A 14,353-nucleotide genomic window follows, 5' to 3' on the forward strand; every position below is an offset into this window, starting at 1 on the left:
CCCGAAGGAGGGGCTGACCCGCTCCGGTACTGCCGGGTAGGGTGCCGCCCATGACTGGGCAGAGCGCGACACGTACGGCTTCTCGCGGCGGCAGCGGCGGTGCGGGCCGGAGCCCGGCGGGAAGCCGGACCGGGGAGCGACTGTCCTCACTGGCCGTGGCGCTGGGTCTGGTGCTGTTCCTCGGCGGGTTCGTCTGGGGAGCGCTGGTGTACCTGCCGTACACCGTGCCCACCCCCTCGATGGCGCCGACGATCGGTGCCGGGGACCGGGTACTGGCCCAGCGCGTCGACGGCGGTGACGTCCGCCGCGGCGACGTCGTGGTCTTCAAGGACGAGAGCTGGGCGGACGTACCGGTCGTCAAACGGGTGGTCGCCGTCGGCGGGGACACCGTCTCCACCGGGCAGGACGGCAGGCTGAGGGTCAACGGCACGGAGATCGACGAGCCGTACCTCTCCGCGGACGAGGCGGCCGGACTCAACGCCTTCCCGGAGGTGACCGTGCCGAAGGGCCGCCTGTTCCTGCTCGGTGACGAGCGCAGCGGTTCCCTGGACTCGACCTCCCATCTCACCGACACCGCGAACGGCACCGTCTCCCGCGAGGCGGTCGAGGCCCGGGTCGACGCGGTGGTCTGGCCGATGGACGGCATGCTGCAGGCTCCGACCGGCTTCGAGAAGCTCGGCGAACTCTCCTCACCGGGGCCGCTGCCGACGGCCCTCGCCCTGGTCGTCGGCGGTGCCGTGCTCATTCTCGGCGGGGCCGCGTACGGCCCGCTCGCCGCGCTGGCCGGCGCCTCCCGGGCCCCTCGTGCGGACGCGGGAACGGAGGCGAACGGTGTCCGCTGAGACGGCCCACGCCGCCGGGGGCTCCTACGAGGGCGAGGGCGAGGTCGAAGACGGGGGCGGGCTGCGCAGGGTCGCCCGTGTCGTCCTGCTCGACCCGAGGGACCGCATCCTGCTGCTGCACGGGCATGAGCCGGACGACCCCGCCGACGACTGGTGGTTCACGCCGGGCGGCGGGGTGGAGGGCGACGAGAGCCGTGAACAGGCGGCGCTGCGGGAGCTCGCCGAGGAGACCGGCATCACGGAGGTGGAGCTCGGGCCCGTGCTGTGGCGGCGGACGTGCTCCTTCCCGTTCGCGGGCCGCCGCTGGGACCAGGACGAGTGGTACTACCTCGCTCGCACCACCGGAAGGGTCACCGGGGCCAGGGCGCTGACCGAGCTCGAGCGGCGCAGCGTCACCGGAGCACGCTGGTGGACGTGTCCGGAACTGGCTCGGGCCCGTGAGACGGTGTACCCGACGAGACTCGCCGAGCTGCTGCGCACCCTGCTCGACGAGGGTCCCCCGGCCGGGCCCCTCACCCTGGCCACCGAGACCGTCTAGGACAGGACCTGGGTGCGGGCCCCGGGGGCCCGTCCGGCGGGTCGGGCCGGTTCGGGGACGGGGGCCCCCGGGACTGGCGCACAATGGTGGGATCGCACAGGTAAAGGGGAACATGCCATGAGCGCCGAGGACCTCGAGAAGTACGAGACCGAGATGGAGCTGAAGCTCTACCGGGAGTACCGCGACGTCGTCGGTCTGTTCAAATACGTGATCGAGACCGAGCGCCGCTTCTATCTGACCAACGACTACGAGATGCAGGTGCACTCGGTTCAGGGCGAGGTGTTCTTCGAGGTGTCCATGGCGGATGCCTGGGTCTGGGACATGTACCGGCCGGCCAGGTTCGTGAAGCAGGTACGTGTCCTGACATTCAAGGACGTGAACATCGAGGAGCTCAACAAGAGCGACCTGGAGCTCCCGGGCGGGTGACGGAGGTCTCCACAACCGCCGGGTTGTCCACCAAGATCCACTTCGGATGGCCGGCCGGGTGACGGTGGGCGCCGGAGGTGGTGCCGACATGAACCCACGACAGCAGGCACGCAGCGCACTCGGCAGGTACGGCGAGGCGCTGGCCGCACGGCGGCTGGCGCAGGCCGGAATGACGGTCCTGGAGCGCAACTGGCGTTGCGGCAGGACCGGCGAGATCGACATCGTGGCCAGGGACGGCGACGCCCTCGTCGTCTGCGAGGTCAAGACCCGCAGGGCCGGGTCCTTCCAGCACCCCATGGAGGCGGTCACCCCCGCCAAGGCGGCCCGTCTGCGGGGCCTGGCGCAACGCTGGCTCCAGGAGCACGGGGGAGCACCGCCCGGCGGCGTCCGCATCGACCTGGTCGGCGTCCTGCTGCCGGAGCGTGGCGCGCCCCGGGTCGAGCATGTCCGGGGGGTGGCCTGAGGTGGGGTTCGCCCGTACGTGCTCGGTGGCGCTGGTCGGCGTCGAGGGCGTGGTCGTGGAGGTCCAGGCCGACCTCGAACCGGGAGTGTCGGCGTTCACGCTGGTGGGGCTGCCGGACAAGAGCCTGACGGAGAGCCGCGACCGGGTCAGGGCCGCGGTCGTCAACTCCGGGGAGGAATGGCCCCAGAGGAAACTCACCGTGGGGCTCAGCCCGGCATCGGTGCCGAAGGCCGGCAGCGGCTTCGACCTGGCCGTCGCCAGCGCCGTCCTGGGCGCCGCCGAGCGGATCGACCCGCGGGTGCTCGCCGATCTCGTGATGATCGGCGAGCTGGGCCTGGACGGCAGGGTGCGGCCCGTCCGGGGCACGCTGCCCGCGGTCGTCGCGGCGGCCGACGCCGGATACGAACAGGTCGTGGTGCCCGAGTGTGCCGCCGCCGAGGCCGCGCTGGTGCCGGGCGTCTCCGTCCTGGGTGTCCGCAGCCTGCGCCAGCTGATCGCCCTGCTCACCGACGAGCCGGTGCCCGAGGAGGAACCAGGCGGCCGGGGGCGGCCCGACCCGCTCCTGGCCGGACTGCGGGTACCCGGTACCGGCGCGGCCACCGGTATGCACAGCGCCGGCGCGGCCCACTGCGACACCGGCCACGACCTCGCGGACGTCGTCGGCCAGCTCCCGGCCCGGACCGGGGTGGAGGTGGCGGCGGCCGGCGGCCACCACCTGTTCCTCGAGGGACCGCCCGGCGCGGGCAAGACCATGCTTGCGGAACGGCTGCCCTCGCTCCTGCCGCCGCTCGACCGGCAGGCGTCCCTGGAGGTCACCGCCGTGCACTCGGTGGCCGGCCTGCTGCCCCCGGACAAGCCCCTGATCGACACCGCCCCCTATTGCGCCCCGCACCACTCGGCCACCATGCAGGCGCTCGTCGGCGGCGGCCCCGGCATCGCCCGTCCCGGAGCCGTGTCGCTCGCACACCGAGGCGTACTTTTCCTGGATGAAACGCCGGAATTCGGAAGCCATGCCCTGGATGCCCTGCGCCAGCCGCTGGAGGCCGGGCACGTCGTCATCGCGCGCAGCTCGGGCGTCGTGCGCTTCCCGGCGAGGTTCCTCATGGTGCTCGCCGCCAACCCCTGTCCCTGCGGCCGCTTCTCACCGAAGGACAGCCTGTGCGAGTGCCCGCCCTCGTCGATCCGCCGCTACCAGGCCCGGCTGTCCGGCCCGCTGCTGGACCGGGTCGACCTGCGGGTCGAGGCCGAGCGGGTCACCCGCGCCGAACTGACCGCCGACGGAGCCCGCGGCGAGTCCACCGCCACGGTCGCCGACCGGGTGCGCGCGGCCCGGGAACGCGCCGCGAGGCGGTTCGCGGGCACCCCGTGGCGCACCAACAGCGACATCCCCGGACGGGACCTGCGCAACCGTTGGCACGCGGCCCCCGGCGCGATGGAGGACGCCGAGCGGTGCCTGGAGCGCGGTGTGCTCAGCGCGCGCGGACTCGACCGGGTGCTGCGGGTCGCGTGGACGGTAGCCGACCTGGTCGGCCGCGACCGGCCCGACGCCAGGGACGTCGCCCTCGCGCTGCACCTGCGTACCGGCGTCCCGCGCGGGGTGCCCATGACGATCGGGGCGCTGGCATGAGCGGCGCCGCCGGGCCCGCGGACCGCGAACTCCTCGCCCGGGTCTTTCTCACGCGGGTCCTCGAACCCGGCGACGAGACCGGCGGGCGGTGGGTGCGGGAGCTGGGTGCGCGGGAGGTGGTGACGCGGCTGCGGGCGAGGGCCGAGCCGTTGACGGGGGCGAGTGGCCGTCGCTGGGCAGGACTGCTGGCGCGGGCCGAGCAGACCGACCCGGGCCGGGACCTCGCCGTCGCGCGGAACGCCGGGGTGCGGTTCGTGTACCCCGGGACGGCCGAATGGCCCCGGCAGCTCGACGACCTGGGGGACGGCCGGCCTCTCGGGCTGTGGGTACGCGGCCCCGCCGACCTGCGGATGTGGGCGCTGCGCTCGGTCGCCGTCGTCGGCGCCCGCGCCTGCACCGAGTACGGCGCCCACATGGCCGCCACCCTCGCCGCCGAGCTCGCCGAGCGCGGCTGGGTCGTGGTCTCCGGCGGTGCCTACGGGGTCGACGGCGCCGCACACCGCGGCGCGCTCGGCTCGGCCGGCGCCACCGTCGCCGTACTCGCCTGCGGCGTCGACCGGCCCTACCCGCGCGGACACACCGGGCTGATCACCAGGATCGCGGAACAAGGACTGGTCATCGGAGAGCTGCCGCCCGGCGATCACCCGACTCCGAGCAGGTTCATCCTGCGCAACCGGGTCATCGCCGCGCTCACCCGGGGCACCGTGGTCGTCGAGGCCGCGCACCGCAGCGGCTCCCTGGTGACCGCCAGGGCGGCCGGGCGCCTCGGACGTCACACCATGGGAGTACCGGGGCCGGCCACCAGTGGGCGCTCGGCCGGGGTGCACGAACTGCTGCGGCAGGGCGCGGTACTGGTCACCGATGCCGCGGAGATCGTCGAACTGGTCGGGGACATGGGCGAACTGGCCCCCGAACGGCGCGGGCCGGTACTGCCCCGGGACCTGCTGGAACCCGCCGCCCACCAGGTCCTCGACGCGCTGCCCGCGCACGGGTCGGCCCTCGCCGACGGGATCGCGCGCGACGCACGGACCACCCGGGACGACGCGATCGCGAGACTGTACGAACTGCGCGCACTCGGGTACGTCGAACGGCACGGTGACGGCTGGAAGTTGACACGCCAGGCGGTGATTCCGCTCGACAACGGTTCCGGCGTTCTCTGACGGAGGGTGTTCGGCCGTCCGGGGGAACGGCTACACCCCTTGGAAAACAAGCCAGTTGGGGCACCCGGGTGATCACTCAGAGCTACGGGAATCACCCGGCGGGGTGGCGTGCGGGACACGCTCGCACCCGCCCCGACCTCACTTCTTCGCACACCGCGACCCCGCAGTCACGCTACGCTCACAAGCGTCCCCGCACGGAACGACGGCATGGAGGGAAGCCCCGCGGACGACGACCGCAGGCGATACGGGCAGGCAGCACAGGCAGGCGGCTCGGCATCAGACAGACAGCTCACCCAGGCAGCACCAGTCCACTGCAGAACGGCACAAGGCGACGAATGCCCCAGCACACCTCCGGGTCCGACCGGGCGGCGATCCCCCCAGCCGCCCGTGACGGTGGCAGCGTGCGGCCGCCCGCTCCCTCGACACTCGACGAGCTGTGGCGGTCGTACAAGGCGACGGGCGACGAGCGGCTGCGGGAGCAGCTGATCCTGCACTACTCGCCGCTGGTGAAGTATGTCGCCGGCCGGGTCAGCGTGGGGCTGCCGCCCAATGTCGACCAGGCGGACTTCGTCTCCTCCGGAGTGTTCGGGCTGATCGACGCGATCGAGAAGTTCGACGTCGACCGGGAGATCAAGTTCGAGACCTACGCGATCACCCGCATCAGGGGCGCGATGATCGACGAACTGCGGGCCCTGGACTGGATTCCGCGCTCGGTGCGGCAGAAGGCGCGCAATGTCGAGCGGGCGTACGCGACGCTGGAGGCGCGGCTCAGGCGTACGCCGACGGAGAGCGAGGTCGCCGGCGAGATGGGCATCGCCGTGGACGAACTGCACGCGGTTTTCAGCCAGCTGTCGCTCGCCAACGTCGTCGCCCTGGAGGAGCTGCTGCATGCCGGGGGGGACGGCGGCGACCGGCTCAGCCTGATGGACACGCTGGAGGACACCACCGCCGACAACCCGGTGGAAGTGGCCGAGGACCGGGAGCTGCGACGGTTCCTGGCCCGGGCGATCAACACACTCCCGGAGCGGGAGAAGACCGTGGTCACGCTCTACTACTACGAAGGGCTCACCCTGGCCGAGATCGGCCATGTGCTGGGGGTCACCGAGAGCAGGGTCAGCCAGATCCACACCAAGTCCGTTCTCCAGCTCAGGGCGAAGCTGGCGGGCTTCCGGGGCTGAGCCGGCCGCCGGCCCTCCGCCGGGTAGGCCCGTCCGGCCTGCGGTTTCGGCCGAGGGACTCCCGCCCCGCGCGGTGCGTCCGTAAAGTGGTGGCGTGCCAAGGATTCGAGCGGCCTCCGTGGCCGAGCACCGGTCGATGCAACGCGCCGCCCTGCTGGACGCGGCACGCTCCCTGCTGTCCGAGGGAGGTACGGAGGCGCTGACCTTCCCCGCCCTCGCCGAGCGCACGGGCCTGGCGCGCTCCTCCGTGTACGAGTACTTCCGGTCCCGGGCGGCCGTCGTCGAGGAGCTGTGCGAGGTCGACTTCCCGGTCTGGGCGACCGAGGTGGAGACGGCCATGGCCGCGGCCGACGGCGCCGAGGCCAGGATCGAGGCGTACGTCCGCAAGCAGCTGGAACTGGTCGGGGACCGGCGTCACCGGGCCGTGGTGGCGATCTCCGCGAGCGAACTCGACGCGGGCGCCCGGGAGAAGATCCGCGCGGCCCACGGCGGCCTCATCGCGATGATCGTCGAGGCCCTGGGCGAACTGGGCCACGACCAGCCCCGGCTCGCCGCGATGCTGCTCCAGGGCGTGGTCGACGCGGCGGTGCGCCGCATCGAACTCGGCGCCGCCGAACACCCGGAGACGATCACGGAAGCCGCGGTCGCCATGACCCTGCGCGGCATCCAGCCCTGACGACCCGGAGCCCCGGCCCCCGGAGCCCGGACACTTCGACGCCGGACGTCCGGTGCTCCGGCGCGTGACGGCTGCCGTCCCGCCGCGCAGGTCCCGGCTGTTCCCGGCTGTTCCCGGCGCATTCACGGGGTGGCGTGAACCCCCGTCGCCCAGCCCGGCCCAGCCTGCCCCGCCCTCCCGCGCCCTGCCGCTCACTCCGGCACCGGCAGGCCGAGGACCGGGAGGAGTCTCGGCGGGCCGGTGCGCAGGAGCCAGGGCGGGAGCAGGGCGAGCGGGTCGAGGTAGACGTCCGCTCTGAGCAGGCCCCAGTGCAGGCAGGGAGCCGTGCAGTGCGGGCTCCTCGCCGGGTCCGTCGCCGCCACCGCCCCGACCACCTCGCCCGGTGCCACCTCGGCCCCCTTCTCCACCGACGGGCGGACCGGCTCGTAGGTCGTACGCAGTGGCGGTGTCCCCGTACCCGACAGCTCCACCGAGACGACACCCCGTCCGGCCACCCGGCCGGCGAAGGAGACCCGGCCCGCTGCGACCGCCCGCACCGGCGCGCCCGGCGCCGCCGCCAGGTCCACTCCCCGGTGCCCGCGCCCGTATGGAGTCTCCGGCGGTTCCCAGCCCCGCAGCACCCGGGGCCGTACCCCCACGGGCCACACCCGTCCGACGGCCGGCACCCCGGCATCGGCCCGAGCGGTCTCCCGGGCCGAAGCCGCGAGCTTCGGCGGCAGCGATGACGGCGGCGGGGACGACAGGACCGCCGGCGTCAGGACCAGCAGGACGGCCAGACGCGCCCACGCCCTCGGAAACCGGCACACGGACCGGCACACGGACCGCCGCACGGACTGGCTCACGAATCGGCTCACTCGCATGCGGGAAAGCCTCCACGGAATCCGTGATCACGGCCCGGACCTGTGGACCGTCACCAGGTTGTGGACAACGGCGTCACCCGGTGCCCCGCGGGTCCCGTACAATTCTGGTGGCGTCCCGGGTCACCGGGTCGACTTCGCACGCCCCGACATCAGGACCGGTCACGACCGCTCCCGGTGTCAGCGCCCCTCGGTCCTTCGTGGCAACGGCGCGTCGTGGGCGTCAGGCGCGGGAGCCGCCGGCTTCCGCGGCACAACCGAGAAAATCAAGGAGATACGGCCATGGCCGTCGTCACGATGCGGGAGCTGCTGGAGAGCGGCGTCCACTTCGGTCACCAGACCCGTCGTTGGAACCCGAAGATGAAGCGCTTCATCTTCACGGAGCGCAACGGCATCTACATCATCGACCTGCTCCAGTCGCTGTCGTACATCGACCGCGCCTACGAGTTCGTCAAGGAGACCGTCGCCCACGGCGGCACGGTCATGTTCGTCGGTACGAAGAAGCAGGCGCAGGAGGCCATCGCGGAGCAGGCCACCCGCGTCGGCATGCCGTACGTCAACCAGCGCTGGCTGGGCGGCATGCTCACCAACTTCTCGACCGTCTACAAGCGTCTGCAGCGCCTCAAGGAGCTCGAGCAGATCGACTTCGAGGACGTGGCCGCCTCCGGCCTCACCAAGAAGGAGCTGCTGGTCCTCTCCCGCGAGAAGGCCAAGCTGGAGAAGACCCTCGGCGGTATCCGCGAGATGCAGAAGGTGCCCAGCGCCGTCTGGATCGTGGACACCAAGAAGGAGCACATCGCGGTCGGTGAGGCCCGGAAGCTCAACATCCCGGTCGTCGCCATCCTCGACACCAACTGCGACCCCGACGAGGTCGACTACAAGATCCCGGGCAACGACGACGCGATCCGCTCCGTCACCCTGCTCACCCGCGTGATCGCCGACGCGGTCGCCGAGGGCCTCATCTCCCGCTCCGGTGTCGCCACCGAGGGCAAGGGCGAGAAGGCCGCGAGCGAGCCCCTCGCCGAGTGGGAGCGCGACCTGCTCGAGGGTGAGAAGAAGGCCGACGAGGCCCCGGCCGCCGCCGAGGCCGAGGCCGAGAAGCCCGCCGAGGCCCCCGAGGCGGAGGCCCCCGCGGCCGAGGCCCCGGCCGCCGAGGCCGAGAAGCCGGCGGAGGAGGCCCCCGAGGCCGACGCCGCTCCGGCCCCCGAGGCCGACCAGGCCTGACCTGCCCGTCCGGGCTGATGACGGCGGGAGCGGGTGACATGAAGTCCGCTCCCGCCGTTCACCCGTAGGTGCGCGGTGTGTCACGGTCCTCCAGCTCACTGAGGACCGAAGACCCCGCAGATCTCCGATTCTCCAGACTTCGAGGAAGACTCACAGACTCATGGCGAACTACACCGCCGCCGACGTCAAGAAGCTCCGGGAGCTCACCGGCGCCGGCATGATGGACTGCAAGAAGGCGCTGGACGAGGCCGAGGGCAACGTCGAGAAGGCCGTCGAGGCGCTCCGTATCAAGGGCCAGAAGGGCGTCGCCAAGCGCGAGGGCCGCTCCGCCGAGAACGGCGCCGTGGTCTCGATCATCGCCGACGACAACTCCTCCGGCGTCCTCGTCGAGCTGAAGTGCGAGACGGACTTCGTCGCCAAGGGCGAGAAGTTCCAGGCCGTGGCCACCGCCATCGCCGAGCACGTCACCAAGTCCTCCCCGGCCGACATCGAGGCGCTCCTCGCCTCCGAGATCGAGGCCGGCAAGACCGTCCAGGCGTACGTCGACGAGGCCAACGCCAACCTGGGCGAGAAGATCGTCCTGGACCGCTTCGCCCAGTTCACCGACGGCTACGTGACGGCGTACATGCACCGCACGATGCCCGACCTGCCCCCGCAGATCGGTGTTCTCGTCGAACTCGACAAGCCCAACGCCGAGGTCGCCAAGGGCGTCGCCCAGCACATCGCCGCCTTCGCGCCGAAGTACCTCTCCAAGGAGGACGTGCCGGCCGAGGTCGTCGAGACCGAGCGCCGCGTCGCCGAGGAGACCACCCGCGCGGAGGGCAAGCCCGAGGCCGCCCTGCCGAAGATCGTCGAGGGCCGCCTCAACGGCTTCTTCAAGGACGCCACGCTGCTGGGCCAGCCCTACGCGCTGGACAACAAGAAGTCCGTTCAGAAGGTTCTCGACGAGGCCGGTGTCACCCTGAAGCGCTTCACGCGCATCAAGGTCGGCATCTGAGTCCGTACCGCGACGGGCGCGCGACCCCTATAGGGTCGTCAGCAGTCGTTCGGACACGCCGTCACGCACGCGCGCGTGCCGGACGACAGCAGATCTGACGAGGAGGCCATTGCCGCATGGGATGCGTCGTACACCCCACCGGCAGTGGCCTCCTTCGTATGTGCAACAGGTGAAAGAGGCGGGATCCGCGATGACCAAGGCTGAGAAGAGCGACGACGGCACCGTGCACGGACGGTTTCTGCTGAAGCTGTCCGGAGAGGCCTTCTCCGGCGGTGGGGGCCTGGGCGTCGACCCCGACGTGGTGCACGCCATCGCACGCGAGATCGCGGCGGTCGTCCGTGACGGCGCGCAGATCGCCATCGTCATCGGCGGCGGCAACTTCTTCCGAGGCGCGGAACTCCAGCAGCGCGGCATGGACCGGGCCCGTTCGGACTACATGGGCATGCTCGGCACCGTGATGAACTGCCTCGCGCTCCAGGACTTCCTGGAGAAGGTGGGCGTGGACTGCAGGGTCCAGACCGCCATCACCATGGGCCAGGTCGCCGAGCCCTACATTCCTCTGCGGGCCGTGCGGCACCTGGAGAAGGGCCGCGTGGTCATCTTCGGCGCCGGCATGGGCATGCCGTACTTCTCCACCGACACCACCGCCGCCCAGCGCGCCCTGGAGATCGACGCCGAGGCACTGCTGATGGGCAAGAACGGTGTGGACGGGGTCTACGACTCCGACCCGAAGACCAACCCCGACGCGGTGAAGTTCGACCACCTCGGATACGGCGAGGTCATCACGCGTGATCTGAAGGTCGCCGACGCCACGGCCGTCACCCTGTGCCGCGACAACAAGCTCCCCATCGTCGTCTTCGAACTGCTGGCGGAGGGCAATATCGCGCGCGCCGTCAAGGGTGAGAAGATCGGCACGTTGGTGGGTGACCCGATGGACCGGAAGTGACCGGACCACAAGCACCCGTCCGAGGGGCGACACCCCCGGGGGACGGACGGGGCGGACCGGGCCGGGGGATGGACAATGTCCCACCGGTCGGGAACCGTGCAGGAACAAGACGCGACGCAGCCGGTCGTTGCCCCGACAGGGAACCGCGGCCGGGCCTACTCAAGACACGCAGGAGCAAGTGGTGATCGAAGAGACCCTCCTCGAAGCCGAGGAGAAGATGGAGAAGGCCGTCGTGGTCGCCAAGGAGGACTTCGCCGCGATCCGCACCGGCCGTGCGCACCCGGCGATGTTCAACAAGATCGTGGCCGACTACTACGGTGCGCCGACGCCGATCAACCAGCTGGCCTCGTTCTCCGTGCCCGAGCCGCGCATGGCCGTGGTGACGCCGTTCGACAAGAGCGCGCTGCGCAACATCGAGCAGGCCATCCGGGACTCCGACCTGGGAGTCAACCCGAGCAACGACGGCAACATCATCCGCGTGGTGTTCCCCGAACTGACCGAGGAGCGCCGCCGCGACTACATCAAGGTGGCCAAGGCCAAGGCCGAGGACGCCAAGGTCTCCATCCGTTCCGTGCGCCGCAAGGCCAAGGACGCCATCGACAAGATGATCAAGGATGGCGAGGTCGGCGAGGACGAGGGACGCCGTGCGGAGAAGGAGCTCGACGACACCACCGCGAAGTACGTCGCCCAGGTGGACGAGCTCCTGAAGCACAAGGAAGCGGAACTCCTCGAGGTCTGATGAACGACTCCTCCTGGGAGGCGCCGCCACAGGCCGGGTACTGGGGGCCGCCCGACCGGGGGCCCGTCCAGGAAGCCGTCCCGGCGGGCCCCCCGTACGATGCGCACTACGCGCAGCAGACTCGCCCCATGCCCATCGTGCCCGGCGCACCTGAACACGGCGGTGACCAGGACGTGGAACAGGGGGCTGCTCGGCTGAGCGGCCCCCTGTTCCGAGACGAGACGACGCGGGCGCGTCCCCACCCCGGGGAGATGCCGCACCATCCGCAGAATCCGGAGTCCATGTCCGACGCCCCGCAGCCGGTGCCCCCACCGCGGAAGAAGACCGCGGGGCGTGATCTGGGTGCCGCGATAGGCGTCGGCGTCGGGCTCTGTGCGCTGGTCGCCGTCTCGCTGTTCATCGTGAAGGCCGTCTTCGTCGGCGTTGTCGCCGTGGCCATAGTGGTGGGACTGCGGGAGCTGACGAAGCGGCTCGAGGAGCGCAAGGGCATCGAGGCACCGTTCGTGCCGCTCGCTGTCGGCGGGGCGGCCATGATCGTCTCCGGGTACGTCTGGGGCAGCGACGGCGCCTGGATGGCCGTGGCGCTCACCGCGCTGGCGGTGCTGGTCTGGCGGATGGCCCAGCCGCCCGAGAACTACCTCAGGGATGTCACGGCGGGGGTCTTCGCCGCGTTCTACGTGCCGTTCCTGGCGACCTTCGTGTCGATGATGCTGGCCGCGGACGACGGACCCTGGCGGGTGCTGACGTTCATAGTGATCACGGTCGTCGCCGACACCGGTGCGTACGCCGTCGGCTGGCGTTTCGGCACGCACAAGCTCGCCCCGCGCATCAGCCCCGGCAAGACCCGCGAGGGCCTGCTGGGCGCGGTCGGGTTCGCCATGGCGGCGGGCGCACTGTGCATGCAGTTCCTGATCGACGACGGCACCTGGTGGCAGGGGCTGCTGCTCGGCCTGGCTGTCTCGGTCAGCGCCACCCTCGGTGACCTGGGTGAATCCATGATCAAGCGGGACCTCGGCATCAAGGACATGGGCACACTGCTGCCGGGTCACGGCGGCATCATGGACCGGCTGGACTCGCTGTTGCCCACGGCGCCGGTGGTGTGGTTGCTGTTGGTGGTGTTCGTCGGGTCGGGGTGAGGGAGGGGCACGGTGCCGCGCGGCGGTAGCCGCAGATGGGTACGGTATGGACCGGCTGGACTCGCTGTTGCCCACGGCGCCGGTGGTGTGGTTGCTGTTGGTGATCTTCGTCGGCTCGGGTTGACAGCCATCAGGTACGCTGGAAGGGCCTGCGGCACTGGCTGCGGGCCCTTTTCGCACATCCCCGCCGTTGCGGGGATGTCCCGACGGTACGGCCATGCCGGAGCCAGGAGACCTGAGCCCTCCCCGCCGATGCGGGTGCCGTAGGACCCGTCGTCATGAGGAGTTGCCCGACCGTGGCCCGTCCTGCTCCCGGTGAGCTCGCCTTCGTCGCCCCCCGCGGAGCGAAGAAGCCGCCGCGGCACCTTGCCGACCTCACGCCCGCCGAGCGCAAGGAGGCGGTCGCAGCGGCCGGTGAGAAGCCGTTCCGGGCGAAGCAGCTCTCGCAGCACTACTTCGCGCGGTACGCGCACGATCCTGAGCAGTGGACCGACATTCCCGCCGGTTCCCGGTCCAAGCTGCAGGAGGTGCTGCTTCCGGAGCTGATGTCGGTGGTCCGGCACCTGTCCACCGACCAGGGCACCACCCGCAAGACGCTGTGGAAGCTGTTCGACGGGACGCTCGTCGAGTCGGTGCTCATGCGCTACCCGGACAGGGTGACGATGTGCATCAGCTCGCAGGCGGGCTGCGGCATGAACTGCCCGTTCTGCGCGACCGGGCAGGCCGGTCTCGACCGGAACCTGTCCACCGCGGAGATCGTGCACCAGATCGTGGACGGGATGCGGTCGCTGCGGGACGGGGAGGTCCCCGGTGGGCCGGCGCGGCTGAGCAACATCGTCTTCATGGGGATGGGCGAGCCGCTCGCCAACTACAACCGGGTCGTCGGCGCCATTCGCCGCCTGACCGACCCCGAGCCGGACGGTCTCGGGCTGTCCCAGCGCGGGATCACCGTGTCGACGGTCGGACTCGTGCCGGCGATCAACCGGTTCTCCGACGAGGGCTTCAAGTGCCGCCTCGCCATCTCCCTGCACGCGCCCGACGACGAACTGCGCGACACCCTCGTCCCCGTGAACACGCGGTGGAACGTGCGCGAGGTCCTGGACTCCGGGTTCGAGTACGCGGCCAGGTCCGGGCGGCGGCTGTCCATCGAGTACGCGCTGATCCGGGACATCAACGACCAGGCGTGGCGCGGTGACCGGCTCGGGCGGCTGCTGAAGGGCAGGCCCGTGCACGTCAACCTCATCCCGCTCAACCCGACGCCCGGCTCCAAATGGACCGCCTCGCGGCCCGAGGACGAGAAGGCGTTCATGGACGCGATCGCCTCGCACGGTGTGCCGGTGACGATCCGGGACACCCGTGGACAGGAGATCGACGGGGCCTGCGGTCAGCTCGCCGCGAGCGAGCGGTAACCTGACCGGCACAGGAACGACAACTGCATACCGGGCCATCACACGTTCATATTCCGACAGGGGAGCGCCACAGCGCTGAGAGTGCGGCACCGGCCGCAGACCCTCCGAACCTCGCCCAGGTCATTCTGGGTAGGG

15 protein-coding genes are annotated in these 14,353 nt (G+C 71.2%); 14 read left to right on the forward strand and 1 reads right to left on the reverse strand.

Annotated elements, in window-relative coordinates:
• Positions 1-50: 50 nt before the first annotated feature.
• The 8 genes from lepB (at position 51) to ACWZEH_RS25175 (ending at position 6,910) form a co-directional block, all read left to right on the forward strand.
• Positions 51-842, forward strand: coding sequence for a signal peptidase I (gene lepB / locus ACWZEH_RS25140; protein WP_456193368.1), 792 nt, complete (start codon positions 51-53; stop codon positions 840-842).
• Positions 832-1,380, forward strand: a complete 549-nt coding sequence (locus ACWZEH_RS25145) for an NUDIX hydrolase (RefSeq protein WP_456193369.1) — start codon at positions 832-834, stop codon at positions 1,378-1,380. Before lepB ends, ACWZEH_RS25145 begins: the two co-directional genes overlap by 11 nt.
• 117 nt (positions 1,381-1,497) lie before the next feature.
• A complete protein-coding gene (locus ACWZEH_RS25150; protein ID WP_003965949.1) occupies positions 1,498-1,806 on the forward strand; it encodes a DUF2469 domain-containing protein in 309 nt (102 codons plus the stop codon).
• A 58-nt stretch (positions 1,807-1,864) separates the two neighbouring features.
• Positions 1,865-2,269, forward strand: coding sequence for a YraN family protein (locus ACWZEH_RS25155; protein ID WP_456199813.1), 405 nt, complete (start codon positions 1,865-1,867; stop codon positions 2,267-2,269).
• Between the two features lies 1 nt (position 2,270).
• Positions 2,271-3,896 (forward strand): YifB family Mg chelatase-like AAA ATPase, encoded by a 1,626-nt coding sequence (locus ACWZEH_RS25160; RefSeq protein WP_456193370.1) that lies wholly within the window; start codon positions 2,271-2,273, stop codon positions 3,894-3,896.
• A complete protein-coding gene (gene dprA / locus ACWZEH_RS25165) occupies positions 3,893-5,056 on the forward strand; it encodes a DNA-processing protein DprA (protein ID WP_456193371.1) in 1,164 nt (387 codons plus the stop codon). Before ACWZEH_RS25160 ends, dprA begins: the two co-directional genes overlap by 4 nt.
• A 335-nt stretch (positions 5,057-5,391) precedes the next feature.
• Complete coding sequence (whiG, locus tag ACWZEH_RS25170; RefSeq protein ID WP_456193372.1) at positions 5,392-6,234, forward strand: RNA polymerase sigma factor WhiG; 843 nt, start codon at positions 5,392-5,394, stop codon at positions 6,232-6,234.
• A 118-nt stretch (positions 6,235-6,352) separates the two neighbouring features.
• The gene (locus ACWZEH_RS25175) at positions 6,353-6,910 is read left to right on the forward strand and encodes a TetR/AcrR family transcriptional regulator (RefSeq protein ID WP_456199815.1); all 558 of its coding nucleotides are present in this window, start codon (positions 6,353-6,355) and stop codon (positions 6,908-6,910) included.
• A gap of 191 nt (positions 6,911-7,101) precedes the next feature.
• Here ACWZEH_RS25175 and ACWZEH_RS25180 read toward each other — a convergent pair whose 3' ends face one another.
• Complete coding sequence (locus ACWZEH_RS25180; protein WP_456193373.1) at positions 7,102-7,770, reverse strand: M23 family metallopeptidase; 669 nt, start codon at positions 7,768-7,770, stop codon at positions 7,102-7,104.
• Positions 7,771-8,049: 279 nt separating this feature from the next.
• Between ACWZEH_RS25180 and rpsB the strand changes: the two genes are divergently transcribed.
• The 6 genes from rpsB to rlmN all read left to right on the forward strand — a co-directional run bounded on the left by rpsB (position 8,050) and on the right by rlmN (position 14,218).
• Positions 8,050-8,991, forward strand: a complete 942-nt coding sequence (rpsB, locus tag ACWZEH_RS25185; RefSeq protein WP_456193374.1) for a 30S ribosomal protein S2 — start codon at positions 8,050-8,052, stop codon at positions 8,989-8,991.
• 160 nt (positions 8,992-9,151) lie between these two features.
• Positions 9,152-9,988, forward strand: a complete 837-nt coding sequence (tsf, locus tag ACWZEH_RS25190) for a translation elongation factor Ts (protein ID WP_456193375.1) — start codon at positions 9,152-9,154, stop codon at positions 9,986-9,988.
• A gap of 190 nt (positions 9,989-10,178) precedes the next feature.
• Positions 10,179-10,934: a UMP kinase gene (gene pyrH, locus ACWZEH_RS25195; RefSeq protein ID WP_042168138.1), complete on the forward strand. Its 756-nt coding sequence runs from the start codon at positions 10,179-10,181 to the stop codon at positions 10,932-10,934.
• A gap of 181 nt (positions 10,935-11,115) precedes the next feature.
• Positions 11,116-11,673, forward strand: coding sequence for a ribosome recycling factor (gene frr, locus ACWZEH_RS25200; RefSeq protein ID WP_004924833.1), 558 nt, complete (start codon positions 11,116-11,118; stop codon positions 11,671-11,673).
• Entirely contained in the window at positions 11,673-12,809 is a 1,137-nt protein-coding gene (locus ACWZEH_RS25205; protein ID WP_456193376.1) for a phosphatidate cytidylyltransferase, read from the forward strand. Before frr ends, ACWZEH_RS25205 begins: the two co-directional genes overlap by 1 nt.
• Before the next feature lie 278 nt (positions 12,810-13,087).
• The gene (gene rlmN / locus ACWZEH_RS25210) at positions 13,088-14,218 is read left to right on the forward strand and encodes a dual-specificity RNA methyltransferase RlmN (protein ID WP_456193377.1); all 1,131 of its coding nucleotides are present in this window, start codon (positions 13,088-13,090) and stop codon (positions 14,216-14,218) included.
• The last annotated feature ends 135 nt before the right edge of the window (positions 14,219-14,353 follow it).

It is taken from the genome of Streptomyces yamdrokensis, from assembly GCF_053890455.1.

Bases quoted from the DNA above. Each gene is read 5' to 3' on its own strand.
- lepB (WP_456193368.1), top strand. From the start codon at position 51: ATGACTGGGCAGAGCGCGACACGTACGGCTTCTCGCGGCGGCAGCGGC.
- ACWZEH_RS25150 (WP_003965949.1), top strand. From the start codon at position 1,498: ATGAGCGCCGAGGACCTCGAGAAGTACGAGACCGAGATGGAGCTGAAG.
- dprA (WP_456193371.1), top strand. From the start codon at position 3,893: ATGAGCGGCGCCGCCGGGCCCGCGGACCGCGAACTCCTCGCCCGGGTC.
- whiG (WP_456193372.1), top strand. From the start codon at position 5,392: ATGCCCCAGCACACCTCCGGGTCCGACCGGGCGGCGATCCCCCCAGCC.
- ACWZEH_RS25180 (WP_456193373.1), bottom strand. From the start codon at position 7,770: ATGCGAGTGAGCCGATTCGTGAGCCAGTCCGTGCGGCGGTCCGTGTGC.
- rpsB (WP_456193374.1), top strand. From the start codon at position 8,050: ATGGCCGTCGTCACGATGCGGGAGCTGCTGGAGAGCGGCGTCCACTTC.
- tsf (WP_456193375.1), top strand. From the start codon at position 9,152: ATGGCGAACTACACCGCCGCCGACGTCAAGAAGCTCCGGGAGCTCACC.
- pyrH (WP_042168138.1), top strand. From the start codon at position 10,179: ATGACCAAGGCTGAGAAGAGCGACGACGGCACCGTGCACGGACGGTTT.
- ACWZEH_RS25205 (WP_456193376.1), top strand. From the start codon at position 11,673: ATGAACGACTCCTCCTGGGAGGCGCCGCCACAGGCCGGGTACTGGGGG.
- rlmN (WP_456193377.1), top strand. From the start codon at position 13,088: ATGAGGAGTTGCCCGACCGTGGCCCGTCCTGCTCCCGGTGAGCTCGCC.